Annotated in this window: 24 protein-coding genes; 19 read left to right on the top strand and 5 right to left on the bottom strand. The window is 71.3% G+C overall.

Going from position 1 to position 25,756, the window contains the following annotated elements; genetic code table 11:
* Positions 1-110: 110 nt before the first annotated feature.
* A complete protein-coding gene (locus AB0H32_RS32885; RefSeq protein WP_361128198.1) occupies positions 111-2,516 on the bottom strand; it encodes a Tex family protein in 2,406 nt (801 codons plus the stop codon).
* A gap of 248 nt (positions 2,517-2,764) precedes the next feature.
* Between AB0H32_RS32885 and AB0H32_RS32880 the strand changes: the two genes are divergently transcribed.
* Both AB0H32_RS32880 and AB0H32_RS32875 read left to right on the top strand, forming a co-directional pair.
* A complete protein-coding gene (locus AB0H32_RS32880; RefSeq protein WP_361128196.1) occupies positions 2,765-3,724 on the top strand; it encodes a GlxA family transcriptional regulator in 960 nt (319 codons plus the stop codon).
* A gap of 41 nt (positions 3,725-3,765) precedes the next feature.
* Complete coding sequence (locus AB0H32_RS32875; RefSeq protein WP_361128193.1) at positions 3,766-4,416, top strand: DJ-1/PfpI family protein; 651 nt, start codon at positions 3,766-3,768, stop codon at positions 4,414-4,416.
* Here AB0H32_RS32875 and AB0H32_RS32870 read toward each other — a convergent pair.
* Entirely contained in the window at positions 4,388-5,143 is a 756-nt protein-coding gene (locus tag AB0H32_RS32870; protein ID WP_361128190.1) for an enoyl-CoA hydratase/isomerase family protein, read from the bottom strand. The genes AB0H32_RS32875 and AB0H32_RS32870 overlap by 29 nt on opposite strands.
* A gap of 322 nt (positions 5,144-5,465) precedes the next feature.
* Between AB0H32_RS32870 and AB0H32_RS32865 the strand changes: the two genes are divergently transcribed.
* Positions 5,466-5,960, top strand: coding sequence for an ATP-binding protein (locus AB0H32_RS32865; RefSeq protein ID WP_361128204.1), 495 nt, complete (start codon positions 5,466-5,468; stop codon positions 5,958-5,960).
* Positions 5,961-5,986: 26 nt separating this feature from the next.
* Here AB0H32_RS32865 and idi read toward each other — a convergent pair whose 3' ends face one another.
* The 3 genes from idi to galE all read right to left on the bottom strand — a co-directional run bounded on the left by idi (position 5,987) and on the right by galE (position 8,812).
* Positions 5,987-6,580 carry an isopentenyl-diphosphate Delta-isomerase gene (idi, locus tag AB0H32_RS32860; RefSeq protein ID WP_361128187.1) on the bottom strand — a complete coding sequence of 198 codons (594 nt, stop codon included), beginning with the start codon at positions 6,578-6,580 and terminating at the stop codon, positions 5,987-5,989.
* Positions 6,581-6,762: 182 nt separating this feature from the next.
* The gene (locus AB0H32_RS32855) at positions 6,763-7,704 is read right to left on the bottom strand and encodes a cation diffusion facilitator family transporter (RefSeq protein WP_361128184.1); all 942 of its coding nucleotides are present in this window, start codon (positions 7,702-7,704) and stop codon (positions 6,763-6,765) included.
* Positions 7,705-7,840: 136 nt separating this feature from the next.
* A complete protein-coding gene (galE, locus tag AB0H32_RS32850) occupies positions 7,841-8,812 on the bottom strand; it encodes a UDP-glucose 4-epimerase GalE (RefSeq protein WP_361128181.1) in 972 nt (323 codons plus the stop codon).
* A 277-nt stretch (positions 8,813-9,089) separates the two neighbouring features.
* Between galE and AB0H32_RS32845 the strand changes: the two genes are divergently transcribed.
* The 16 genes from AB0H32_RS32845 to AB0H32_RS32770 all read left to right on the top strand — a co-directional run.
* On the top strand, positions 9,090-10,889 hold the full coding sequence (locus tag AB0H32_RS32845) for a DUF5941 domain-containing protein (RefSeq protein ID WP_361128178.1): 1,800 nt from the start codon (positions 9,090-9,092) through the stop codon (positions 10,887-10,889).
* Positions 10,886-11,638 carry a phosphocholine cytidylyltransferase family protein gene (locus AB0H32_RS32840; RefSeq protein WP_361128176.1) on the top strand — a complete coding sequence of 251 codons (753 nt, stop codon included), beginning with the start codon at positions 10,886-10,888 and terminating at the stop codon, positions 11,636-11,638. The genes AB0H32_RS32845 and AB0H32_RS32840 overlap by 4 nt, the downstream gene beginning before the upstream one ends.
* Positions 11,626-12,687, top strand: coding sequence for an iron-containing alcohol dehydrogenase family protein (locus AB0H32_RS32835; RefSeq protein ID WP_361128174.1), 1,062 nt, complete (start codon positions 11,626-11,628; stop codon positions 12,685-12,687). The genes AB0H32_RS32840 and AB0H32_RS32835 overlap by 13 nt, the downstream gene beginning before the upstream one ends.
* The gene (locus AB0H32_RS32830; RefSeq protein WP_361128172.1) at positions 12,665-13,444 is read left to right on the top strand and encodes a CDP-alcohol phosphatidyltransferase family protein; all 780 of its coding nucleotides are present in this window, start codon (positions 12,665-12,667) and stop codon (positions 13,442-13,444) included. The genes AB0H32_RS32835 and AB0H32_RS32830 overlap by 23 nt, the downstream gene beginning before the upstream one ends.
* 5 nt (positions 13,445-13,449) lie before the next feature.
* The gene (locus AB0H32_RS32825) at positions 13,450-14,322 is read left to right on the top strand and encodes a glycosyltransferase (protein WP_361128170.1); all 873 of its coding nucleotides are present in this window, start codon (positions 13,450-13,452) and stop codon (positions 14,320-14,322) included.
* A gap of 139 nt (positions 14,323-14,461) precedes the next feature.
* Positions 14,462-15,391: an ABC transporter permease gene (locus tag AB0H32_RS32820; RefSeq protein WP_361128167.1), complete on the top strand. Its 930-nt coding sequence runs from the start codon at positions 14,462-14,464 to the stop codon at positions 15,389-15,391.
* Positions 15,384-16,172, top strand: coding sequence for an ABC transporter ATP-binding protein (locus tag AB0H32_RS32815; RefSeq protein ID WP_361128164.1), 789 nt, complete (start codon positions 15,384-15,386; stop codon positions 16,170-16,172). The genes AB0H32_RS32820 and AB0H32_RS32815 overlap by 8 nt, the downstream gene beginning before the upstream one ends.
* A gap of 360 nt (positions 16,173-16,532) precedes the next feature.
* Entirely contained in the window at positions 16,533-17,429 is an 897-nt protein-coding gene (hpnC, locus tag AB0H32_RS32810; RefSeq protein ID WP_361128161.1) for a squalene synthase HpnC, read from the top strand.
* Entirely contained in the window at positions 17,426-18,376 is a 951-nt protein-coding gene (gene hpnD / locus AB0H32_RS32805; protein WP_361128158.1) for a presqualene diphosphate synthase HpnD, read from the top strand. Before hpnC ends, hpnD begins: the two co-directional genes overlap by 4 nt.
* The gene (locus AB0H32_RS32800) at positions 18,376-18,516 is read left to right on the top strand and encodes a DUF6380 family protein (protein ID WP_361128155.1); all 141 of its coding nucleotides are present in this window, start codon (positions 18,376-18,378) and stop codon (positions 18,514-18,516) included. Before hpnD ends, AB0H32_RS32800 begins: the two co-directional genes overlap by 1 nt.
* Positions 18,513-20,033, top strand: coding sequence for a hydroxysqualene dehydroxylase HpnE (gene hpnE / locus AB0H32_RS32795; protein WP_361128152.1), 1,521 nt, complete (start codon positions 18,513-18,515; stop codon positions 20,031-20,033). The genes AB0H32_RS32800 and hpnE overlap by 4 nt, the downstream gene beginning before the upstream one ends.
* Before the next feature lie 71 nt (positions 20,034-20,104).
* On the top strand, positions 20,105-21,169 hold the full coding sequence (locus AB0H32_RS32790) for a polyprenyl synthetase family protein (protein WP_361128201.1): 1,065 nt from the start codon (positions 20,105-20,107) through the stop codon (positions 21,167-21,169).
* A 116-nt stretch (positions 21,170-21,285) separates the two neighbouring features.
* Entirely contained in the window at positions 21,286-23,313 is a 2,028-nt protein-coding gene (gene shc, locus AB0H32_RS32785; RefSeq protein ID WP_361128149.1) for a squalene--hopene cyclase, read from the top strand.
* Entirely contained in the window at positions 23,314-24,081 is a 768-nt protein-coding gene (locus tag AB0H32_RS32780; protein ID WP_361128146.1) for a 1-hydroxy-2-methyl-2-butenyl 4-diphosphate reductase, read from the top strand.
* A gap of 5 nt (positions 24,082-24,086) precedes the next feature.
* Positions 24,087-25,109, top strand: coding sequence for an adenosyl-hopene transferase HpnH (gene hpnH, locus AB0H32_RS32775; RefSeq protein WP_361128143.1), 1,023 nt, complete (start codon positions 24,087-24,089; stop codon positions 25,107-25,109).
* A gap of 4 nt (positions 25,110-25,113) precedes the next feature.
* Positions 25,114-25,756, top strand: a 643-nt coding sequence (locus AB0H32_RS32770; protein ID WP_361128140.1) for a flavodoxin-dependent (E)-4-hydroxy-3-methylbut-2-enyl-diphosphate synthase, incomplete at its 3' end; no start/stop codon positions are given.

Here is a 25,756-nt window from a genome sequence, read left to right as displayed (position 1 = left end):
TGGGGGGGGCGGCGCGCCCGGCGGGGGTCCGGGGCGGAGCCCCGTAGGGGTGGCGCTCGACTCAAGACGGATGGGCGGTGGGAAGACACGCGCCCGGGGTGGAACCGGCCTCAGCCACGGCCCCCGCGCTTGGGATCCAGCAGCCCCGCCCGCCGCAGAGCATCGGCCATCGCGCTGTTGGCCGGCGCGGCCGCCTGACGCCCACCGCGGTCACCCCCACCACGGCCCTGCCGCTGTCCCTGTCCTTGCCGCTGTCCCTGTCCCTGCCGCTGCTGAGGCGGCCGGGCACCGCCCCCACGCTGCTGTCGGCCGCCGCCCCCCTGCCCCTGCGCGGCGGCCTCGTCGTCCAGCCGGAGCGTCAATGCGATGCGCTTGCGCGGAATGTCCACGTCGAGCACCTTGACCTTGACGATGTCCCCGGGCTTCACCACGTCGCGCGGGTCCTTGACGAAGGTCTTGGACATCGCGGAGACGTGCACCAGCCCGTCCTGGTGGACACCGACGTCCACGAACGCCCCGAAGGCCGCCACGTTCGTGACCACACCCTCCAGGACCATCCCGGCGGACAGGTCGGAGATCTTCTCCACGCCCTCCTTGAAGGTGGCCGTCTTGAAGGCGGGACGAGGGTCACGCCCCGGCTTCTCCAGCTCCTTCAGGATGTCGGTGACCGTCGGCAGACCGAACGTGTCGTCCACGAAGTCCGCCGGCCGCAGCGAGCGCAGCACACCGGTGTTGCCGATGAGGGAGGCGACCTCCTGCCCCGCCGTCTTCACCATGCGCCGCACCACCGGATACGCCTCCGGGTGCACGCTGGAGGCGTCCAGCGGGTCGTCGCCGCCCCGGATCCGCAGGAAGCCCGCGCACTGCTCGTACGCCTTCGGACCGAGCCGCGCGACCTTCTTCAGCGCGGAGCGCGAGGTGAACGGCCCGTTCGCGTCCCGGTGCGCCACGATGTTCTCGGCGAGACCGGACGAGATGCCCGACACCCGCGACAGCAGCGGCACGGAGGCGGTGTTGACGTCCACGCCGACGCCGTTCACACAGTCCTCGACGACCGCGTCCAGCGAGCGGGACAGCTTCACCTCGGACAGGTCGTGCTGGTACTGGCCGACACCGATCGACTTCGGGTCGATCTTCACCAGCTCGGCCAGCGGGTCCTGCAGCCGGCGGGCGATGGAGACCGCGCCGCGCAGCGACACGTCCATGTCGGGGAATTCCTGCGAGGCGTACTGCGACGCCGAGTACACGGACGCGCCCGCCTCGGACACCATCACCTTGGTGAGCTTCAACTCCGGGTGCTTGGAGATGAGTTCACCGGCGAGCTTGTCGGTCTCGCGGGAGGCGGTGCCGTTGCCGATGGCGACCAGATCGACCGCGTGTTCCTTCGCGAGCCGGGCGAGCCTGGCGATCGCCTCGTCCCACTTGTTGGCCGGGACGTGCGGGTAGATCACGTCCGTGGCGACGACCTTGCCGGTGGCGTCGACCACCGCGACCTTCACACCCGTACGGAAGCCGGGGTCCAGGCCCAGCGTCGCGCGCGTGCCGGCGGGAGCGGCCAGCAGCAGGTCCCGCAGGTTCGCCGCGAACACGTTGACCGCCTCGTCCTCGGCGGCCGTCCGCAGCCGAAGGCGCAGGTCGATGCCGAGGTGCACCAGGATCCGGGTGCGCCAGGCCCAGCGGACCGTGTCCGTCAGCCACTTGTCGGCGGGACGGCCGCGATCGCCGATGGCGAACTTCGCGGCGATGATCCCCTCGTACGAGGAGGGCCCGTCGGTGGGCTCCTCCGGCTCCAGGACGAGGTCCAGGACCTCCTCCTTCTCGCCGCGCAGCATCGCCAGGATCCGGTGGGAGGGCAGCTCGGTGAACGGCTCGGCGAAGTCGAAGTAGTCGGCGAACTTGGCGCCCGCCTCCTCCTTGCCCTCCCGCACCTTGGCGGCCAGCCGCCCGCGCACCCACATGCGCTCGCGCACCTCGCCGATCAGGTCGGCGTCCTCCGAGAACCGCTCGGTGAGGATGGCCCGCGCGCCCTCCAGCGCGGCCTGCGGATCGGCGACACCCTTGTCGGAGTCGACGAACGCGGCAGCGGCGGCGAGGGGTTCCACGGTCGGGTCGCCCAGCAGACCCTCGGCCAGCGGCTCCAGCCCTGCCTCGCGCGCGATCTGCGCCTTGGTCCGCCGCTTGGGCTTGTAGGGCAGATAGATGTCCTCGAGCCGGGCCTTGGTCTCAGCGCCCCGGATCTGCGCAGCCAGCTCCTCGGTGAGCTTGCCCTGCTCGCGCACCGACTCCAGGATCGCGGTCCGCCGCTCCTCCAGCTCCCGCAGATAGCGCAGCCGCTCCTCGAGCGTGCGCAGCTGCGCGTCGTCGAGCATCTCGGTCGCTTCCTTGCGGTAGCGGGCGATGAAGGGCACCGTCGAACCGCCGTCGAGCAGCTCCACCGCGGCCTTCACCTGCCGCTCCCGTACGCCGAGTTCCTCGGCGATCCTGCCTTCGATGGACCCTACGAGGGGTGTCGTCACGATCCCGTACCGCCTTCTCCACTGAGGTTGCGCGGCAATTGTGGCAGGTGACACCGACAACCGGGGATCAGGGCGCCCCGGCGGGCCGCCGTGCCGCGTGGAGCCCGGACACCGTACCCGACAGCGCACCGCACACGGGGCTGCACACTGCGCATGCGCCGACCCGTCCGGCGCGCCCACGGGGCATGGCAGGAAAGGTGGGAATCTCGGCATTGCGGCCGTGCTCCGATCCTCGAAGAATCGAAGACATGCGGCAGCGAACGCTTCTCTTCGTCTTCTTCGACGGTGTGCAGAGCCTCGACGTCACCGGGCCCCTGGAGGTGTTCGCCGGTGCCGAGCAGCACACGCCCGGGACGTACCGCATCCGCACGGCCTCCCTGGACGGCGGCCCCGTGCGCACCTCCAGCGGTCTGACCCTCGTACCGGACGAGGCGCTCGCGCAGGCGCCCGAACCGCACACCCTGCTGGTCCCCGGCGGCCCGGGCACCCGCATCCCGGATCCGCGGCTGACCGCCTGGCTGCGCACGCACGGCCCGCGCGCGCGGCGCCTCGTCTCCGTATGCACCGGAGCGGCCCTGCTGGCCGCCGCGGGGCTGCTCGACGGCCGACGGGCGACGACCCACTGGGCCTACTGCGACAAGCTCGCCCGCGACCACCCGGCCGTGCAGGTGGACCCCGAGCCGATCTATGTGCGCGACGGAGACGTCTCCACCTCGGCGGGCGTGACCTCCGGCATCGACCTCGCCCTGGCCCTCGTCGAGGAGGACCTGGGCCGGGGCGTCGCGCTCGACGTCGCCCGGCACCTGGTGGTCTTTCTGCGCCGCCCCGGCAACCAGGCGCAGTTCAGCGCCCAGCTCGCCGCCCAGACCGCGCAGCGCGAGCCCCTCCGGGACGTGCAGCAGTGGATCACCGAGCACCCCGCGGGTGACCTGACGGTCGAATCGCTCGCCGCCCGCGCCCGGCTCTCGCCGCGCCACTTCGCCCGTGCCTTCCGCGAGGAGACCGGTATGACGCCCGGCCGCTACGTCGACCGTGTCCGCCTGGAACACGCCCGCCGGCTCCTGGAGGACACCTCCGACGGCATCGAGGAGATCTCCCGCGCGAGCGGCTACGGCACCCCCGAGGCCATGCGGCGCGCCTTCCTCAGGTCGCTCGGCACCCCGCCCGCGGAGTACCGCAGGCGCTTCCACCCGGCATCCGCCCGCTGAACCGGCCGCACACCGGGACGGCATCACCGAAAGGAATCCGTATGCACATCGCGATGGTTGTCTACGACCGCTTCACCGCCCTGGACGTCGTGGGGCCCTACGAGATCCTCGCCCGGCTCCCGGACGTCCGGGTCGACTTCGTCGCCGAGCGCCCCGGCCCCGTCCGCACCGACACGGGCTTCCTGGCCGTCACCGCGGACAAGTCCTTCGACGAGGTGACGAGCCCCGACATCGTCGTGGTCGCCGGCGGCCCCGGCACCACCGAACAGCTGGAGAACCCCGCCCTGCTCGACTGGCTGCGCGCCGTCGACGCGACGACCACCTGGACGACCTCGGTCTGCTCGGGCTCGCTGCTGCTCGCCGCCGCCGGTCTGCTCGAGGGCCGGCGCGCCACCAGCCACTGGGCGGCGCTGCACGTGCTCGAGCAGTTCGGCGCCGAACCGACGGGCGAGCGGGTCGTCACCGACGGCAAGTACGTTACCGCCGCGGGCGTCTCCTCCGGCATCGACATGGGTCTCACCCTGGTCGGCCGGATCGCGGGCGACGAACACGCCCAGGCCGTCCAGCTGCTGACCGAGTACGACCCGCAGCCGCCCTACGACGCCGGCTCCCCGCAGAAGGCGCCCGCGCACCTGGTCGAGGAGTTCCGCAGGCAGAGCCGCTTCAGTCCGAAGCAGACGCGCTCCAGGTGAAGCGCGGCTGCCTGCGCTCAAGGAAGGCGGCGACCCCCTCCGCGGTGTCGCCGCTGCCGCGCGCCTGCTCCGTCCAGTGGGCGTCCCGGTCCGTACGGCCGTTGGCGAACTCCTTCGCGGCGGCCTGGGTCAGCTGGGAACGGGACACCAGGATCCGGGTCAGCTCGGCGACCCGCTTGTCCAGCTCGCCCTCGAGCAGCACCTCGTCCACGAACCCGGTGAGCAGGGCCCGGTCGGCATCGATCAACTCGGCGGTGAACAGGAGGTACTTGGCGGTGGCCGGCCCCACCAGGGACACCAGCCGCCGGGTGGACGAGGCCGGATAGACGATCCCGAGCTTCGCCGGTGTCACCCCGAACAGTGCTCCCTCCTCCGCCAGCCGCAGGTCGCAGGCCGCCGCGAGCTGGGAGCCGCCTCCCACACAGTGGCCCCGCACCGCGGCGAGCGTCGGCTTCGGAAATGCGGCGAGGGACTCCTCCGCCGCAACGGCCAGCCCCTGCGCCTCGGCGGACGACCCCTGGAGCGTGGAGATGTCCGCCCCCGCGCAGAAGGTCGCGCCCTCGCCGGTCAGCACGAGGGCCCGTACCCCGGGATCGCCGGCCAGCTCGTCCAGCAGCGGCGGCAGGGCCCGCCACATCGCAGCCGTCATGGCGTTGCGCTTGGCCGGGTGACGGATGACGACCGTGGCGACGGAGTCGGCGACGTGGTGCGAGAGCTGGGGATCCATGCGCTGGATGCTATCGGGGGCGTTCACGGGGCGGGCGGGCCGTCCGGTCCGGCGACCGCGGCCCCGTGGTGGCCGGTCGCGCCTGCCCGGCGGAGCCGCGCAGCGATGCGGCCCCGCGTCCCCAGGGGCTTTTCCCACAACACGAATAGTTCGTGAACCGGCGTCAGGGGGACAGGAGCGGTCCTACAACTGCCCTTGTCATACGCACGCGGTCAGAAGTGCTCGATAAGCGCTGACTTCTGTTCAGTCCTGTGGTGCGGAGCACATCGTTACCAACACTCGATGTGTGGTGACAATCGAGCGCGAGGGTGGCGACCGGACGATGGACAACCACGGGCGCGGGGACGGCCCGCGCCCAGCGGGGGGCGCCGAGCGGCCGCCCGATCCACTGCCGTACGAGGGAGTCTGGCGGTTCACCGCGCCCGCCGTGGACGCCTCGGTCCCGCAGGCCCGGCACGCCGTACGGGACCTGCTGCTGCGCCAGGGCGTACCGGCCTCCGACGAGCTGGTGTACGGCCTGCTGCTGATCGTCTCCGAGCTGGTCACGAACGCGGTCAGGCATGCGGCGCTGCTGTCGCCGATGCTCGCCGTGGAGGTGGCCGTCGGCGCCGAGTGGGTGCGTGTGTCGGTGGAGGACAACCACCCCTACCGCCCGACCGCCCTGGAGGCCGACCACGGCCGGACCGGCGGCCGGGGGCTGCTCCTGGTCCGCGAGGTGGCCCGGGAGGCGGGCGGGGCGGTCGACGTGGAGCACACGGCCGGCGGCGGCAAGGTGATCTGGGCCGCCCTGCCGCTCAAGCCCGCGCCCCTGTCGTAGGGAGCCGGCCGGGGCGTACTCCGGGCCTACCAGCCCGCGGACTCGCCCGTCAGTTCCCTGATCGCCGGGCGTGCCGCGTCCAGCACGGTCATGAACCACGTCGAGAACGGGTCCCGGGCGTGCCGCTCGGCCAGCTCGGCCGCCGTCACGTACGCGGTCGATCCGACCTCCGCCGGGTCCGGCGCCAGCGGAGCCTGCACCATGCCGACGAACAGGTGGTTGTACTCCTGCTCCACCAGGCCCGAGGTGGGGTCGGGATGGTTGTAACGGACCGTGCCCGCCTCCGCCAGCAGTGACGGCGACACGCCCAGCTCCTCGTACGTCCGCCGGGCCGCCGCCGAGAACGGCGCCTCGCCGGGGTAGGGGTGGCCGCAGCAGGTGTTGGACCACACGCCGGGGGAGTGGTATTTGCCGAGCGCCCGCTGCTGGAGCAGCAGCCGGCCCTGCTCGTCGAAGAGGAACACCGAGAACGCCCGGTGCAGCTGCCCCGGCGGCTGGTGCGCGGCGAGCTTCTCCGCGGTGCCGATCGTCATGCCCTTCTCGTCGACCAGTTCCAGCAAAATCGCCTCTGCGGTGCCGTTCGACGAGCTGTGCGTCTCGGTGGCAGGTGTGATCGGCATACCCATCCTTAGCCTCGGTCTTCGCACCCCAAGTCTGCCGTACGAATCCGGCACTCCCGGCACTTCCCGGCACGTGTGGCATGTCCTGCCCGGGGCGGCGCCGGAGTGGGACCCGGTAGATCATCGTGCCCGGCGCCCCTGGCCGGGAACCGTCCTGGAACTTCGTACAAGTGTGCGTACGGTTAATGGCACAGGCGTGCTTCGTGCTCCGCGTGCCCGCTCGGCTCCAGCTGGAAGGTGCAGTGCTCCACGTCGAAGTGGTCACCCAGGCAGCCCTGCAGCTCGTGCAGCATCTTCTCGTTGCCGATGGCGTTCAGCACCTCCGTGCTGACCACCACGTGCGCGGACAGCACGGGCATGCCCGAGGTGATGGTCCAGGCGTGCAGGTCGTGCACGTCCTCCACGCCGTCCAGGGCCAGGATGTGCGCCCGTACGTCCGCCATGTCGACGTTCTTCGGGGCCGCCTCCAGCAGCACGTCCAGCGTCTCGCGCAGCAGTTTCAGTGTCCTTGGGACGATCATCAGGCCGATGACCAGCGAGGCGACCGGGTCGGCGGCCTGCCGGCCCGTGGTCAGGATCACCGTGGCCGAGACCAGGACCGCCACCGAGCCCAGCGCGTCCGCGGCCACCTCGAGGAAGGCGCCGCGCACGTTCAGGCTCTCTTTCTGGCCACGCATCAGCAGGACGAGCGAGATGCCGTTCGCGACCAGACCGATCAGACCGAAGACGATCATCAGGCCGCCCCGGGTGTCCGCGGGGGTGACGAACCGCTGGACGGCCTCGAACAGCACGTAGCCGCCGACGCAGAGCAGCAGCAGACAGTTGGCCAGGGCGGCGAGGATCTCGGCGCGCGCGTACCCGAAGGTGCGGTTGGTGCTCGGCGGGCGGTTCGCGAAGTGGATGGCGAGCAGCGCCATGCCCAGACCCACCGCGTCGGTGGCCATGTGCGCCGCGTCGGCGACCAGGGCGAGCGAGTCCGCGACGAGACCGCCGACGATCTCGACCACCATGACCGTGAGCGTGATGCCCAGCGCGACCCGCAGCCGGCCGCGGTATGCGGCGGCGGCCGTTCCCGTGGGGGGCGCGTGGGTGTGCGCATGCCCGTGGTCGTGCCCTGCCCCCATGAATGCCGCCCCTTCCGTGTTCTGCCCGGGCTGACAGTGAACTACGGGTGGGGGGTATCGGGCAACGCGGCACCGAACACCGTTGTCATGTGCCCTGAGCTGCGGAAACGAATCGCCGGTCAGGGCATTGCGCGGATCACTTGCCGTGGTGCAGCAGCCAGCCCTGCCAGGCCGAGGCGACCATCTCGCGCACCCCGCGCCGGGCCCGCCAGCCGAGCGCCTCGGCGGCCCGCTCGGCCGAGGCCACCGCACGCGGCGCGTCCCCCGGGCGGCGCCCCTCGACCACCGGCACCCGCCGGTCGCCGGTGACCTCCCCGATGACCGTGATCAGCTCGCGTACGGAGACGCCCTCGCCGCGCCCGATGTTCAGGGTGAGGTCGCCCCCGGAGTCGCCCCGGGCGAGCCGGCGAACGGCCGCGAGATGTGCCCCGGCGAGGTCGGCCACGTGGATGTAGTCCCGGATGCAGGTGCCGTCAGGCGTCGGATAGTCGTCGCCGAAGATCCGTGGGGCCTCGTCGCGGGTGAGCCGGTCGAAGACCATCGGCACGATGTTGAACACACCTGTGTCCGCGAGTTCGGGCGCCGCCGCGCCCGCCACGTTGAAGTAGCGCAGGCACACCGTCTCGATCCCGTGTGCCCGGCCCGCCGCCCGGACCAGCCACTCCCCGGCCAGCTTGGTCTCGCCGTACGGGTTCACCGGCGCGCAGGGGGTGTCCTCGGTGATCAGCTCCACGTCCGGGTTGCCGTACACGGCGGCCGACGAGGAGAACAGCAGGCGACCGATCCCCGCCTCGGCGACGGCGTCCAGGAGGGTGGCCAGACCGCCCACGTTCTCCCGGTAGTAGCGGGTCGGCCGGGCCACGGACTCGCCGACCTGCTTGCGCGCCGCGAGATGCACCACACCCGTCACGCCGTACTCCGCGAAGACCCGCTTGAGCAGGTCCCCGTCCAGGGTCGAGCCCGCGACGAGTGGGACGTCGGCCGGGAGCCGCTCCGGCACGGCGGCCGACAGGTCGTCCAGCGCGACGACGCTCTCCCCGGCGCCGGCCATGGCCCGTGCCACATGCGCCCCGATGTATCCGGCTCCGCCGGTGATCAGCCACGTCATGGTCGCCCACCCTATGCCGCCGCGGCCCCATGTCCGTGATGCCGGAGGATGCCCGGGTCTGCGACCGGAGTTTGTGGGGCGGGCCCCGGATCACCGATGATGATCGCGGCAAAGGCCGGGGCAGTCCCCGTGGTCCGGGCCGTGAACGCCCGATGAACGCGGGCCTGTGCCCATCGGATACCCTCTGCCGACATGCCGCCAGGGTGCCGCAGGTCAGGGGCGCCCCACCACGCTAATGACCGGCGCCGACGCGCCGGGCCCCAGGGAGTGAGTTCGGTTGCCGACCGCCATCGTCACCGGTCAGCCGGTCCCGGGATCGTCCCTCGAGAACGATCTGCGGTCGCTCGGCTTCGACGTGCGGACGGCCACCGACGCCACCGAGGCGGAGACCCTGCTGGCCTCCGTCCCCGCCGACCGGCGCGTGGCCCTGGTCGACGCCCGCTTCGTCGGCCACCTGCACGCACTGCGGCTCGGCCTCACCGACCCGCGCTTCGACCTCGCCGCCGTCCCGGGCGCCCTCACCGCCCAGCCGGCCGCCCGCCAGGCGCTGACCCGCGCCCTGGCCCGTGAGGCCCTTGCCGGATCGGGCACGGCCGTAGCCGTCGACAGCCTCGCCGACCGCATCGTCACCGCCCTCGACACCGACGGCAGCGAGATCCACCGGCCCGAGCTGGGCAGCCTGGTCGCCGCCGTCCCGGACGACCCGCAGACCCGCAACGAGGCCCGGCAGGCCGTCGCCGCCGTCGACGACGAGGCCATACGCCTGAAGTCCGCCGTGAAGTCCCGCGACGGCTTCTTCACCACGTTCTTCATCAGCCCGTACTCGCGCTACATCGCCCGCTGGTGCGCCCGCAGGGGCCTGACCCCCAACCAGGTCACCACCGCCTCGCTGCTCACCGCCCTGATCGCGGCGGGCTGCGCGGCGACGGGCACCCGGGCCGGTTTCATCGCGGCCGGCGTGCTCCTGATCGCGTCCTTCGTCCTGGACTGCACCGACGGCCAGCTCGCCCGCTACGCCCTGAAGTACTCCACGCTCGGCGCCTGGCTGGACGCCACCTTCGACCGGGCCAAGGAGTACGCCTACTACGCCGGGCTCGCCGTGGGCGCGGCCCGCGGCGGCGACGACGTGTGGGCCCTCGCCCTCGGCGCGATGATCCTGCAGACCTGCCGGCATGTGGTCGACTTCTCCTTCAACGAGGCCAACCACGACGCCACCGCCAACACCAGCCCCACCGCGGCCCTCTCCGGCAAGCTGGACAGCGTCGGCTGGACGGTCTGGGTGCGGCGGATGATAGTCCTGCCCATCGGCGAGCGGTGGGCGATGATCGCCGTCCTCACCGCGGCCACCACCCCGCGCATCACCTTGTCCGTGCTGCTCGTCGGCTGCGCCTTCGCCGCGACGTACACCACGGCGGGCCGGGTGCTGCGGTCGCTGACCCGCAAGGCGAAGAGGACCGACCGGGCGGCGCGGGCGCTGGCGGACCTCGCCGACTCGGGCCCGCTCGTCGACAGCCTGACGCGCGTGGTCAAGCGGGGCCTGCCTGGCCTCGCCGTCCCCGCCGTCGCGTTCCTGGGCGGCGCCGTGGTCGTGGCCTGCTCCGCGCTCTCCGGCTTCGGCGGGGTGCTGCCGGTCATCGGCGCCGCCGTGTACGTCCTCACCTCGGCCTTCGCCGTCGCACGCCCCCTCAAGGGCGCCCTCGACTGGCTGATCCCGCCGCTGTTCCGGGCCGCCGAGTACGGCACCGTCCTCGCCCTGGCCGGTAAAGCCGGGGTAAACGGGGCACTTCCTGCGGCTTTCGGACTGGTGGCCGCCGTCGCCTACCATCACTACGACACGGTGTACCGCATCCGCGGCAACGCCGGAGCGCCGCCGGCCTGGCTGGTGCGCGCCATCGGGGGGCAGGAAGGGCGGACGCTGCTCGTCACCGTGCTGGCCGCGCTGCTCACCGCCTCGCAGTTCAAGGTCGCGCTCACGGTTCTCGCCGTGGCCGTCGCCCTGGTGGTGCTCGTCGAGAGCATCCGCTTCTGGGTGTCCGCTGGGGCGCCCGCCGTACACGACGAAGGAGAACCCGCATGATCGGCCTCGTGCTGGCGGCCGGCGCCGGACGGCGTCTGCGCCCCTACACCGACAGCCTTCCGAAGGCTCTGGTGCCCGTGGGCCCGGCCGGCATAGAGGACTCGATCACTGTGCTCGACCTCACGCTCGGCAATTTCGCCGAGATCGGTCTGACCGAGGTCGCGGTCATCGTCGGCTACCGCAAGGAGGCCGTGTACGAGCGCAGGGCGGCCCTGGAGGCGAAGTACGGCCTCAAGATCACCCTCATCGACAACGACAAGGCCGAAGAGTGGAACAACGCCTACTCCCTGTGGTGCGGCCGTGACGCCCTCAAGGACGGCGTGATCCTCGCCAACGGCGACACCGTCCACCCGGTCTCCGTCGAGAAGACGCTGCTCGCGGCCCGTGGCGAGGGCAAGAAGATCATCCTCGCGCTGGACACCGTGAAGTCCCTCGCCGACGAGGAGATGAAGGTCGTCGTGGATCCCGACAAGGGCGTCCGGAAGATCACCAAGCTGATGGACCCGGCCGAGGCCACCGGTGAGTACATCGGGGTCACCCTGATCGAGGGCGACGCCGCCGCCGATCTGGCCGACGCGCTGAAGACGGTCTGGGAGACCGACCCGCAGCAGTTCTACGAGCACGGCTACCAGGAGCTGGTGAACCGCGGCTTCAAGATCGACGTCGCCCCGATCGGCGATGTCCAGTGGGTCGAGATCGACAACCACGACGACCTCGCCAAGGGCCGGGAGATCGCGTGCCGCTACTGACCCGGCTCATCCCCTCGCCGGTCGTCGTGGACATCCGCCCGGGTGCCCTGGACGATCTGGCCGGCGTCCTCGCCGACGAGCGCATCGCGCAGTCGGGCCGCCTCGCCGTCGCGGTCAGCGGCGGCTCCGGCGCGAAGCTGCGCGAGCGCATCGCCCCCTCGCTGCCCGGCGCCAGCTGGTACGAGGTCGGCGGCGGGACCCTCGACGACGCGGTCCGGCTGGCCGGCGAGATGAAGTCCGGACACTACGACGCGGTCGTCGGACTCGGCGGCGGCAAGATCATCGACTGTGCCAAGTTCGCGTCGGCCCGGGTCGGCCTCCCGCTGGTCGCCGTACCGACGAACCTCGCGCACGACGGTCTGTGCTCGCCGGTCGCCACCCTCGACAACGACGCGGGGCGCGGCTCCTACGGCGTGCCCAACCCGATCGCGGTCGTCATCGACCTGGACGTGATCCGCGAGGCCCCGGCCCGCTTCGTCCGGGCGGGCATCGGCGACGCGATCTCCAACATCAACGCGATCGCGGACTGGGAGCTGTCGAACCGCGTCAACGGTGAGAAGATCGACGGTCTGGCCGCGGCGATGGCCCGGCAGGCCGGCGAGGCCGTGCTGCGGCACCCGGGCGGTATCGGCGACAACGACTTCCTCCAGGTGCTCGCCGAGGCACTGGTCCTCACCGGTATCGCCATGTCGATCTCCGGTGACTCCCGGCCCGCCTCCGGCTCCTGCCACGAGATCAACCACGCCTTCGACCTGCTGTTCCCCAAGCGGGCGGCCGCCCACGGCGAGCAGTGCGGCCTCGGCGCCGCCTTCGCGATGTTCCTGCGCGGCGCACACGACGAGGCGGCGTACATGGCCGAGGTGCTGCGCCGGCACGGGCTGCCGGTGCTTCCGGAGGAGATCGGCTTCACGGTGGACGAGTTCGTCCGCGCCGTGGAGTTCGCCCCGGAGACCAGACCCGGCCGCTACACGATCCTCGAACACCTCGACCTCAAGACGAACCAGATCAAGGACATCTACGCCGACTATGTCAAGGCCATCGGTAGCTGAACTCCGTCCGGTCGTTCACCCCGCCGGGGTGAAGGACCGGCGCAGCGGTGAGCACTGGGCGGGACGCCTCTACATGCGCGAGGTGTCCCTGCGCATCGACCGCTACCTGGTGAACACCAGGGTCACGCCCAACCAGCTCACGTACCTGATGACCGTCTGCGGCGTGCTCGCGGCCCCGGCCCTGCTGGTGCCGGGGATCGCGGGCGCCGTGCTCGGCGTGGTCGCGACCCAGCTGTACCTGCTCCTGGACTGCGTCGACGGCGAGATCGCCCGCTGGAAGAAGCAGTACTCGCTCGGCGGGGTCTACCTGGACCGCGTCGGCGCCTATCTGACCGACGCGGCCGTCCTGGTCGGCCTCGGCCTGCGCGCCGCCGACCCGTGGGGGAGCGGGCGCATCGACTGGCTGTGGGCCTTCCTCGGCACCCTGGCCGCCCTCGGCGCCATCCTCATCAAGGCCGAGACCGACCTGGTCGGCGTGGCCCGGCACCAGGCCGGCATGCCCCCGGTCAAGGAGGCCGCGTCCGAGCCGCGCTCCTCCGGCATGGCGCTGGCCCGCCGGGCCGCCGCGGCCCTGAAGTTCCACCGGCTCATCCTCGGCATCGAGGCCTCGCTGCTGATCCTGGTCCTCGCGATCGCGGACCAGATCCACGGCGACCTGTTCTTCACCCGGCTCGGCACCGCCGTCCTCGCCGGCATCGCCCTGCTGCAGACCGTGCTGCACCTGGTGTCCATCCTCGCCTCCAGCAGGCTGAGGTGAGCGGCATGAAGGTCGGCGCGGTCATCATCACCATGGGCAACCGGCCCGAGGAGCTTCGTGCCCTGCTCGACTCGGTCGCCAAGCAGGACGGCGACCGCATCGAGGCGGTCGTCGTCGGCAACGGCTCGCCCGTCCCGGACGTCCCCGAGGGCGTACGGACCATAGAACTGCCCGAGAACCTGGGCATCCCCGGCGGCCGCAACGTCGGCATAGAGGCCTTCGGTGCCGGCGGCCGCGACGTCGACATACTGCTCTTCCTCGACGACGACGGCCTGCTCGCCCGCCACGACACCGCCGAGCTGTGCCGTCAGGCGTTCGAGGCCGACCCGAAGCTCGGCATCATCAGCTTCCGCATCGCCGACCCGGACACGGGCGAGACCCAGCGCCGGCACGTTCCGAGGCTGCGCGCCTCCGACCCGATGCGCTCCTCCCGGGTCACCACGTTCCTCGGCGGCGCCAACGCCGTCCGCACCCAGGTCTTCGCCGAGGCCGGCGTTCTCCCGGACGAATTCTTCTACGCCCACGAGGAGACCGACCTGGCCTGGCGGGCCCTCGACGCGGGCTGGATGATCGACTACCGGTCCGACATGGTCCTGTACCACCCGACGACCGCACCCTCGCGGCACGCGGTGTACCACCGCATGGTCGCCCGCAACCGGGTCTGGCTGGCCCGCCGCAACCTGCCCGCGCTCCTGGTCCCCGTCTACCTCGGGGTCTGGCTGCTGCTCACCCTGCTGCGCCGCCCCTCGGTACCGGCCCTGAAGGCCTGGTTCGGCGGCTTCAAGGAGGGCTGGACCAGTCCGTGCGGCCCGCGTCGCCCGATGCGCTGGCGTACGGTGTGGCGGCTCACCCGACTGGGCCGGCCCCCGGTGATCTGACAAGCTCGACGGTGCGGGGCCGTGCACCGCGGGTGCGCCCGGGGACGGATCCGACGCATTCGATCGACGCACACGACACATACGACGCACACGACGTAGATGACGCACATGACGTACTCGAAGACGAAAGCTTCCTCCTGTGAGTGAGACAACGCATGACGGCGGTGTCGCGGTGACCGCGGCCCCGTCACCCGACGAGGGACTGACGGCGGCGCAGCTCGCCGTCAAGTACGGGCTCGCCGTGAGCGGTGCCCGGCCCTCCCTCGTCGAGTACGTCCGTCAGCTCTGGGGGCGGCGCCACTTCGTCCTCGCCTTCTCGCAGGCGAAGCTGACGGCGCAGTACAGCCAGGCGAAGCTCGGTCAGCTGTGGCAGGTGGCGACGCCGCTGCTGAACGCGGCCGTGTACTACTTCATCTTCGGCGTCATCCTGCACGCGAGCCGGGGCATGTCCAAGGACGTGTACATCCCGTTCCTGGTCACGGGTGTGTTCGTCTTCACCTTCACGCAGAGCTCGGTGATGTCCGGCGTCCGCGCGATCTCCGGCAACCTCGGCCTGGTGCGTGCCCTGCACTTCCCGCGTGCCTCGCTGCCCATCTCCTTCTCGCTGCAGCAGCTGCAGCAGCTGCTCTTCTCGATGATCGTGCTGTTCGTCGTCGCGATCGGCTTCGGCAGCTACCCGAGCGCCTCCTGGCTGCTGATCGTGCCGGTCCTGCTGCTGCAGTTCCTGTTCAACACCGGGCTCGCGCTGATCGTGGCCCGCATGGGCGCCAAGACGCCGGACCTCGCCCAGCTGATGCCGTTCATCCTGCGCACCTGGATGTACACGTCCGGTGTCATGTTCTCCATCAACAAGATGATGGAGGGCCGGTCCGAGCTGGCGGTCCGGCTGCTCCAGGTCAACCCGGCCGCCATCTACATGGACCTGATGCGCTACGCGCTGATCGACGGGTACCGCGCCTCGAACCTGCCGCCGCACGTGTGGGCCATCGCCCTGTTCTGGGCCGTGGTCGTCTTCGTGGGCGGCTTCGTGTACTTCTGGAAGGCGGAGGAGAGGTACGGCCGTGGCTGAGCAGAACACCAGGGACCCGCGCCCGACGGTCATCGCGGACGACCTGCACATCGTCTACCGGGTCAACGGCGCCAAGACCGGCAAGGGCAGCGCGACGGCCGCCCTCAGCCGCATCCTCAAGCGAGGGTCCGACGACGCAGCGCGCGGGGTGCGCAAGGTCCACGCCGTGCGCGGTGTCTCCTTCGTCGCCTACCGCGGCGAGGCGATCGGCCTTATCGGCTCCAACGGCTCCGGCAAGTCCACGCTGCTGCGCGCCATCGCCGGCCTGCTGCCCGCCGAGAAGGGCAAGGTCTACACCGACGGCCAGCCCTCGTTGCTCGGTGTGAACGCCGCCCTGATGAACGACCTGACCGGCGAGCGCAACGTCATCCTCGGCGGTCTCGCCATGGGCATGTCCCGCGAGCAGGTCAAGGAGCGCTACCAGGACATCGTCGACTTCTCGGGCATCAACGAGAAGGGCGACTTCATCACCCTGCCGATGCGCACCTACTCCTCCGGCATGGCCGCCCGGCTGCGCTTCTCCATCGCCGCGGCCAAGGACCACGACGTCCTCATGATCGACGAGGCGCTCGCCACCGGTGACCGCAAGTTCCAGAAGCGCTCCGAGGAACGCATCCGGGAGCTGCGCAAGGATGCCGGCACGGTGTTTCTGGTCAGCCACAACAACAAGTCCATCCGCGACACCTGCGACCGCGTCCTGTGGCTGGAGCGCGGCGAACTGCGCATGGACGGGCCCACCGAAGAGGTCCTCAAGGAATACGAGAAGTTCACGGGCAAGTAACCCCCGATTGGGTCAGGGCCTCGCCGGAACCCTCCGGTGAGGCCCTGCGTCTGCGGAGGAAACGCCAACTCGCTCTGGACTTGGGAATCTTGACGCCAATCGGTGTGTTGTTGTGATGCGGAGGACACCCCGCCCGACCGCGCTGCGTTGTACAACGTAAGCTGTACCGGTCCCGGAAAGCGGCAAGTGGGGCGATAATGCGCGACACCCTGCGCGGGGAAATCCGGCGCCAGGCCGGGCGGCGTGTCCGAAATAGTGTGTATTGGATCGGCAGTGTAGAACGGGAGATGTGACGGCAATGGCTACGGAAACTCCCCAGCTCAACGCAGCATGTGCCGTCCCCGCCACGGGCAGCGCGCGGTGACGGGAACCGACACGGCGCAGGACCTGGAGCGCGCCACCCTGGACAAGGCCGCGAGCGAGAACTTCCCCGTGGCCCCCTTCTTCCTGCCCCGCGCCTGGCGCGACGACCTCATGGCCGTGTACGGCTTCGCGCGCCTCGTGGACGACATCGGCGACGGCGATCTGGCCCCCGGCGGAGCCGACGCGCGCATCCTGGGCGTGTCCGCCGCCGAGGCCGGGGACCGCCTCGTCCTCCTCGACGCCTTCGAGGCCGACCTGCGGCGTGTCTTCGACGGCACGCCCCGCCACCCCCTGCTGCGCCGCCTGCAGCCCACCGTCCGCCGCTGCTCCCTCACTCCCGAGCCGTTCCTCGGCCTGATCGCCGCCAACCGCCAGGACCAGCTTGTCACCCGGTACGAGACCTACGACGACCTCCTCGCCTACTGCGAACTGTCCGCCAACCCGGTCGGCCGTCTCGTCCTCGCCGTCACGGGCACCGCGACCACCGAGAGGAACCGTCTCTCCGACGCGATCTGCATCGCCCTACAGATCGTCGAGCACGTCCAGGACGTCGCCGAGGACCTCGCCCGCGACCGGATCTATCTGCCCGCCACGGACATGAAGCGCTTCCACGTCCAGGAAACCGATCTCGCGGCGAAAACCGCGGGCGCATCGGTGCGCGCCCTGGTTGCATACGAAGCGCAACGCGCCCGCGATCTGCTGAATGAAGGCGCCCCCCTGGTGGGTAGCGTCCACGGCAGGTTGAAGCTGCTGCTCGCAGGGTTCGTGGCGGGGGGAAGGGCGGCGGTCCGGGCGATCGCCGCCGCCGAATACGACGTACTTCCCGGCCCGCCCAGACCCGGCAAGGTCCAGTTGCTGCGTGAGGTGGGCGTGATCCTGCGAGGAGAGGGGTGATCCGGACTGTGGATTCTCCACCGCACATGTCCGCACCGGTACTCGCCGCCTACAGCTACTGCGAGGCCGTGACCGGGCAGCAGGCCCGCAACTTCGCGTACGGCATCAGGCTCCTGCCGACGCCCAAGCGCCGCGCCATGTCGGCGCTGTACGCCTTCTCCCGGCGTGTCGACGACATCGGCGACGGCGACCTGCCGGGCGAGGTCAAGGTGAAGCGGCTGGAGGACACCCGTGCGCTGCTCACCCGCGTCCGCGAGGGCGGGGTCGAGGAGGACGACACCGATCCGGTGGCCGTCGCGCTCACCCACGCCGCCGATGCCTTCCCGATCCCGCTCGGCGGTCTGGACGAGCTGATCGACGGCGTCCAGATGGACGTGCGCGGGGAGACCTACGAGACCTGGGACGACCTGAAGGTCTACTGCCGTTGTGTGGCCGGCGCCATCGGCCGCCTCTCGCTGGGCGTGTTCGGTACGGAACCGGGGGCGCGCGGCGCCGAGCGCGCACCCGAGTACGCCGACACCCTCGGTCTCGCCCTCCAGCTCACCAACATCCTCCGGGACGTCCGCGAGGACGCCGAGGGCGGCCGTACCTATCTGCCCGCCGACGACCTCGCCAAGTTCGGCTGCTCGGCCGGGTTCAACGGGCCGACGCCGCCGGAGGGCTCCGACTTCGCGGGGCTCGTCCACTTCGAAGTGCGCCGGGCCCGTGCCCTTTTCGCCGAGGGCTACCGGCTGCTGCCCATGCTCGACCGGCGCAGCGGCGCCTGTGTGGCCGCCATGGCCGGCATCTACCGCCGGCTGCTGGACCGGATCGAGCGCGAACCGGAGGCCGTGCTGCGCGGCCGGGTCTCGCTGCCCGGACGCGAGAAGGCCTACGTCGCCGTGCGCGGCCTGTCGGGGCTCGACGCCCGGCACGCGTCCCGGCGAACCGTCAGGAGGCGCGCCTGATGGACCCCGTGGACCAGCCCGGCTCCGAGAGCCCGCCGCGGCGGGCAACCCTCCACTGCGGCGTGGCGTCCCTGACTGCGACGGCCGACCGTGCACCGTTCAACCTGCACGCCCGGCACGCACGGAAGGACGGACGATGAGCGACGGCTCGCGCACCGAGGAGGCGCACGCCAACACCCTGCGACCGGCGGCCACGGCAGGCCGCAGCGCCGTCGTGGTCGGCGGCGGCCTCGCCGGGATCACCGCGGCGCTCGCGCTCGCCGACGCGGGTGTCCGTGTCACCCTGCTCGAAGGCAGGCCCAGGCTGGGCGGCCTCGCCTTCTCCTTCCAGCGCGGCGAGCTGACCGTCGACAACGGCCAGCACGTGTACCTGCGCTGCTGCACCGCCTACCGCTGGTTCCTCGACCGGATCGAGGGCGCGGCGCTGGCACCGCTGCAGGACCGCCTCGACGTGCCCGTCGTCGACGTCGCCAAGCCCGAGGGCAGGCGGCTCGGCAGGCTGCGGCGCGACCCGCTGCCCGTCCCCCTCCACCTGGGGCGCAGCCTGGCCGCCTATCCGCATCTCTCACTGGCCGAGCGTGCCGCGGTCGGGCGTGCCGCGCTCGCGCTCAAGGGGCTCGACCTCGCCGATCCGACCCTGGACACCCAGGACTTCGGCAGCTGGCTGGCCGCTCACGGCCAGTCGGCGCGTGCCATCGAGGCCCTGTGGGACCTGGTCGGGGTCGCCACCCTCAACGCGGTCGCGGGCGACGCCTCACTGGGGCTCGCCGCGATGGTGTTCAAGACCGGTCTGCTGTCCGACCCGGGCGCGGCCGACATCGGCTGGGCCCACGTCCCGCTGGGCGAACTGCACGACCGGCTGGCCCGCAAGGCGCTCGACTCCGCGGGCGTCCGTACCGAGGTCCGTACACGCGTCACCTCCGTCTCTACCAACGAGAACGGGACCTGGAGCGTTCAGGTTCCCGGCGAGACGCTCCGAGCCGACGCGGTCGTCCTCGCCGTACCCCAGCGCGAGACCCATGACCTGCTGCCGCCCGGTGCCCTCGACGCCCCCGAGCAGCTGCTCGGGATCGGCACCGCGCCCATCCTCAACGTGCATGTCGTCTACGACCGCAAGGTGCTCGCCAGGCCCTTCTTCGCCGCCCTGGGCACTCCGGTGCAGTGGGTCTTCGACCGCACCGACGCCTCCGGGCTCGCCGAGGGGCAGTACCTGGCGCTGTCCCAGTCGGCCGCACAGGACGAGATCGACGCGCCGGTCGCCGCGTTGCGTGAGCGCTACCTGCCCGAGCTGGAGCGCCTGATCCCGGGCGCCCGCGGCGCGGTGGTGAAGGACTTCTTCGTGACCCGGGAGCGCACGGCCACGTTCGCCCCCACCCCCGGTGTCGGGCGGCTGCGGCCCGGCGCCCGCACCAAGGCCCCCGGCCTGTACCTGGCCGGAGCGTGGACCGCCACCGGGTGGCCCGCGACCATGGAGAGTGCGGTCCGCAGCGGAGTGAGCGCGGCCGACGCCGCGCTGAGCGCCCTGGGCCGGCCCCGGCCCCGCCATCTCTTCGAGTTCGAGGAGGCGGCCCACTGCACCGGCCCGGGGGACGACCACCGGACCATCGGCCGGCAACCGGAGCGCACCGGCGCTTCCACGCGAGGTGAGATCCGGTGAAGGTCGATCAGCAGCCGGCGGCGGGCCCCCGCACCCCCGGTACCGCAAATAGAGGAGAGACTGTGCCCACTGTGCCCCCGGCCTCGACGCCCGATCGGAGGACGGCGGCGGACGTGCCCGCGCTTCTGGAGCGCGGCCGGACCCTGGCCACACCGGTGCTGCGTGCGGCCGTCGACCGCCTCGCGTCTCCCATGGACACCGTCGCCGCCTACCACTTCGGCTGGATCGACGCCGCGGGCAACCCGGCCGACGGCGACGGCGGCAAGGCCGTGCGCCCCGCCCTGGCCGTGCTCTCCGCCGAGGTCACCGGCGCCGCGCCCGAGGTGGGCATCCCCGGTGCCGTGGCCGTCGAACTGGTCCACAACTTCTCACTGCTGCACGACGACCTGATGGACGGCGACGAGCAGCGCCGCCACCGCGACACCGTCTGGAAGGTGCACGGCCCCGCCCAGGCCATCCTGGTCGGCGACGCCCTGTTCGCCCTCGCCAACGAGATCCTGCTGGAACTCGGCACCGTCGAGGCCGGCCGCGCCACCCGTCGGCTGACCACCGCGACCCGCGCCCTGATCGACGGTCAGGCGCAGGACATCTCCTACGAGCACCGCGACCGCGTCAGCGTCGAGGAGTGCCTGGAGATGGAGGGCAACAAGACCGGCGCCCTGCTCGCCGCCTCCAGCTCCATCGGCGCGGTGCTCGGCGGCGCCGACGACCGCACCGCGGACGCGCTGGAGAAGTACGGCTATCACCTGGGCCTCGCCTTCCAGGCCGTGGACGACCTCCTCGGCATCTGGGGCGACCCCGGGGCCACCGGCAAGCAGACCTGGAGCGACCTGCGTCAGCGCAAGAAGTCCCTGCCGGTGGTGGCCGCCCTCGCGGCGGGCGGCTCCGCCTCCGAGCGGCTCGGCGAGATCCTCGCCGCCGACGCCAAGAGCAGCGACTTCGCGACCTTCTCCGAGGAGGAGTTCGCGGCCCGCGCCGCCCTCATCGAGGAGGCGGGCGGCCGCGAGTGGACGGCCGGGGAAGCGCGCCGTCAGCACGTCATCGCCGTCGAAGCCCTCGACGCCGTCGACATGCCCGAGCAGGTACGGGCCGCCTTCACGGCGCTCGCCGACTTCGTCGTCGTACGAAAGAGATGATCACTATCGGTCGAATAGCCCTCGCGTAGTCGCCGGCCGGTGTCGAGGGACGACGGACACCGGCCGACGGCGGACCCACAGCAGCACGACTCGTACGACTGCACGAAGGGGAAGCCATGACAGCGACGACCGACGGAAGCACCGGGGCGACCCTGCCGCCCCGCGCAGCCTCGGCCAGCGAAACCGACATCACCACCCCCGCGGCGGCCGGGGTACAAGAAGTCGCCGAACGCGCCGCACGGCGGGCCACCGACCTCCTGCTCGCGCGGCAGGACGCCCAGGGATGGTGGAAGGGCGACCTCGAGACGAACGTCACCATGGACGCCGAGGACCTGCTGCTCCGTCAGTTCCTGGGGATCCGCGACGAGGAGACCACACAGGCCGCTGCCCTGTTCATCCGCGGTGAACAGCGCGAGGACGGCACCTGGGCCACCTTCTACGGCGGCCCCGGCGAACTCTCGGCGACCATCGAGGCGTACGTCGCCCTCCGGCTGGCCGGTGACGCGCCCGACGCCCCGCACATGGCGAGGGCCTCGGCCTGGATCCGCGAGCGCGGGGGCATCGCCGCCGCCCGGGTCTTCACCCGGATCTGGCTCGCCCTGTTCGGCTGGTGGAAGTGGGAGGACCTCCCCGAACTCCCGCCGGAGCTGATCTACTTCCCCAGCTGGATGCCGCTCAACATCTACGACTTCGGATGCTGGGCCCGTCAGACCATCGTGCCGCTGACGATCGTCTCGGCCAAGCGCCCGGTCCGCCCCGCCCCCTTCCCGCTGGACGAGCTGCACACCGACCCTGCCGACCCCAACCCGGCCAAGCCGCTTGCCCCGGTGGCCAGTTGGGACGGCGCCTTCCAGCGTCTGGACAAGGCGCTGCACCAGCTGCGCAAGGTCGCCCCGCGCAGGCTGCGCAGAGCCGCGATGAACTCCGCGGCCCGCTGGATCATCGAGCGGCAGGAGAACGACGGCTGCTGGGGCGGCATCCAGCCGCCCGCCGTGTACTCGGTCATCGCGCTGCACCTGCTCGGCTACGACCTGGAGCACCCGGTGATGCGCGAGGGCCTCGCGTCGCTGGACCGTTTCGCCGTGTGGCGCGAGGACGGTGCCCGGATGATCGAGGCCTGCCAGTCCCCGGTGTGGGACACCTGCCTCGCCGCCATCGCACTGATCGACGCCGGACTGCCCGCCGACCATCCGCAGCTGGTCAGGGCCGCCGACTGGATGCTCGGCGAGGAGATCGTCCGGCCCGGCGACTGGGCCGTGAAGCGGCCCGGGCTGCCGCCCGGCGGCTGGGCGTTCGAGTTCCACAACGACAACTACCCCGACATCGACGACACCGCCGAGGTCGCCCTCGCGCTGCGCCGCGTCAGGCACCACGACCCCGAGCGGGTCGACCGGGCGATCGGACGCGCGGTCCGCTGGAACCTCGGGATGCAGTCGAAGAACGGCGCATGGGGCGCCTTCGACGTCGACAACACCAGCCCGTTCCCGAACCGGCTGCCGTTCTGCGACTTCGGCGAGGTCATCGACCCGCCCTCCGCGGACGTCACCGCGCACGTCGTGGAGATGCTCGCCGCCGAGGGCCTCGCCCACGACCCGCGGACCCGGCGCGGCATCGAGTGGCTGCTGGCCGAACAGGAGCAGGACGGCTCGTGGTTCGGCCGCTGGGGTGTCAACTACATCTACGGCACCGGCTCGGTGGTGCCCGCCCTCACCGCGGCCGGCCTGCCCGGCTCCCACCCCGCCGTCCGGCGCGCCGTGGCCTGGCTGGAGAGCGTCCAGAACGACGACGGCGGCTGGGGCGAGGACCTGCGCTCCTACAAGTACGTCAAGGAGTGGAGCGGACGTGGTGCCTCCACGGCCTCCCAGACCGCCTGGGCGCTGATGGCGCTGCTCGCGGCGGGGGAGAAGGACTCCAAGGCCGTCGAGCGCGGCATCCGGTGGCTGGCCGAGACCCAGCGCGAGGACGGATCCTGGGACGAGCCGTACTTCACCGGCACCGGCTTCCCCTGGGACTTCTCCATCAACTACCACCTCTACCGGCAGGTCTTCCCGCTCACCGCTCTCGGCCGGTACCTGCACGGCGACCCCTTCGACCAGCACCTCCCCGCAGGCAGGAGGCCGCTCGCCGAGGCCAAGGGGCGCTGAATGAGACCCCAGCCCGCCCCGGCCCCGCTGCTGATCGCCTGCGCGCTCGGCATCGAACACCTCGCCCTGCGCACCGGCGACCGGGGCGTGGGGCGCAGGGGCGCGGCGGTGTCGGGAGGCCGAGCACGCGGAGGTCCCGACGGAGGAGGGGCTGAGCACGCTCGGACTCCCGCCACCGGCTTTCAGCGCCGCGGAGCCGAACCGAAGAAGTGGGGTGCCGGCGGGCCGTTCACCGTCGTCCGTACGGGGATGGGACCCAGGGCGGCGGAACGCTCCGTCGTCCGGCACCTGGCCGAGCCGGCCCTGGCCGGCGCGGCCGTGCTGGCCACCGGGTTCTGCGCCGGGCTCGCCCCCGGCATGCACCCCGGCGACCTGGTCGTCGCCGAGGAGACCCGGGACCCGCGCGGGACCGTCCCGTGCGTGGGCACCGACCTGCTGGTCGAGGAACTCGCGCGCATCCTGCCCGGGCGCACCGTGCACACCGGTCCGCTCACCGGCTCCGACCATGTGGTGCGCGGTCCGCAGCGGTCCGACCTGCTCGCGACCGGCGCGATCGCGGTCGACATGGAGTCGGCGGCCACGCTCCTGAGCGCCGTCCGCGCAGGCGAGCGCCCGGTTGCGGCCGTACGGGTGGTCGTGGACGCTCCAGAACATGAACTCGTCCGGATCGGCACGGTGCGCGGTGGAATATCAGCTTTCCGCGTTCTTCGTTCTGTACTTCCCGCATTTCATGAATGGCACCGTTCTTTGCTGCTCCCCCGGAGGTGAGCCAGATGGCCATGCCGCTGCGTCAGTCCATCAAGGTCGCTACATACCTGGCTGAACAGAAGATCCGCAGGCGGGACAAGTTTCCGCTCATCGTCGAGCTGGAACCGCTCTTCGCCTGCAATCTCAAGTGCGAGGGCTGCGGGAAGATCCAGCATCCGGCCGGGGTCCTCAAGCAGCGCATGCCGGTGGCCCAGGCGGTGGGTGCGGTGCTGGAATCCGGTGCGCCGATGGTGTCCATCGCGGGTGGAGAACCGTTGATGCACCCCCAGATCGACGAGATCGTGCGCCAGCTGGTGGCCAGGAGGAAATACGTTTTCCTGTGCACCAACGCCATGCTCTTGCGCAAGAAGATGGACAAGTTCACGCCCTCGCCGTACTTCGCGTTCGCGGTGCACATCGACGGGCTGCGCGAGCGGCACGACGAATCCGTTGCGAAGGAGGGCGTGTTCGACGAGGCGGTGGAGGCCATCAAGGAGGCCAAGCGGCGCGGCTTCCGGGTGACCACCAACTCGACCTTCTTCAACACCGACACCCCGCAGACGATCATCGAGGTGCTCAACTTCCTCAATGACGACCTGCACGTGGACGAGATGATGATCTCGCCCGCCTACGCCTACGAGAAGGCGCCCGACCAGGAGCACTTCCTCGGCGTGGAGCAGACCCGCGAGCTGTTCAGGAAGGCCTTCGCGGGCGGCAACCGCAGGCGCTGGCGGCTCAACCACTCCCCGCTCTTCCTGGACTTCCTGGAGGGCAAGGTCGACTTCCCGTGCACCGCGTGGGCGATCCCGAACTACTCGCTCTTCGGCTGGCAGCGCCCGTGCTACCTGATGAGCGACGGGTACGTGCCGACGTACCGCGAACTCGTCGAGAAGACCGACTGGGACAAGTACGGCCGGGGCAAGGACCCGCGCTGCGCCAACTGCATGGCGCACTGCGGCTACGAGCCCACCGCCGTCCTCGCCACCATGGGCTCCCTGAAGGAGTCGCTGCGGGCGATGCGCGAGACCGTCTCCGGAAACCGGGAGTGACGCCATGACCGCCGTTCCCTTGGGCGTCCCCGAGGTACCGGCCCGGCCTGTCGCGCCGCGGCGCGTGTCGCGGCAGATCCAAGTCGGGCCGGTGGCGGTCGGGGGCGGAGCCCCGGTGCCGGTGCAGTCGATGACGACGACCCGGACGTCGGACGTCGGCGCCACCCTGCAGCAGATAGCGGAACTGACTGCGTCCGGCTGCCAGATCGTCCGCGTCGCCTGCCCCACGCAGGACGACGCGGACGCTCTCGCGACCATCGCCCGCAAGTCGCAGATCCCGGTCATCGCGGACATCCACTTCCAGCCCAGGTACGTCTTCGCCGCCATCGAGGCCGGCTGCGCCGCCGTCCGCGTCAACCCGGGCAACATCAAGCAGTTCGACGACCAGGTCAAGGAGATCGCGCGGGCCGCGAAGGACCACGGCACGCCGATCCGGATCGGTGTCAACGCCGGCTCCCTGGACCGCCGCCTGCTGCAGAAGTACGGCAGGGCGACCCCCGAGGCCCTGGTCGAGTCGGCCCTGTGGGAGGCCTCCCTCTTCGAGGAGCACGGCTTCCGGGACATCAAGATCTCGGTCAAGCACAACGACCCGGTCGTGATGATCGAGGCGTACCGGCAGCTCGCCGAGGCCTGCGACTACCCGCTGC

It is taken from the genome of Streptomyces sp. NPDC020362 (assembly GCF_040642095.1).
Lineage (GTDB): Bacteria > Actinomycetota > Actinomycetes > Streptomycetales > Streptomycetaceae > Streptomyces.
Note: the sequence above shows the minus strand (reverse complement) of the source record. Positions and strands in the feature narration are given on the sequence as shown.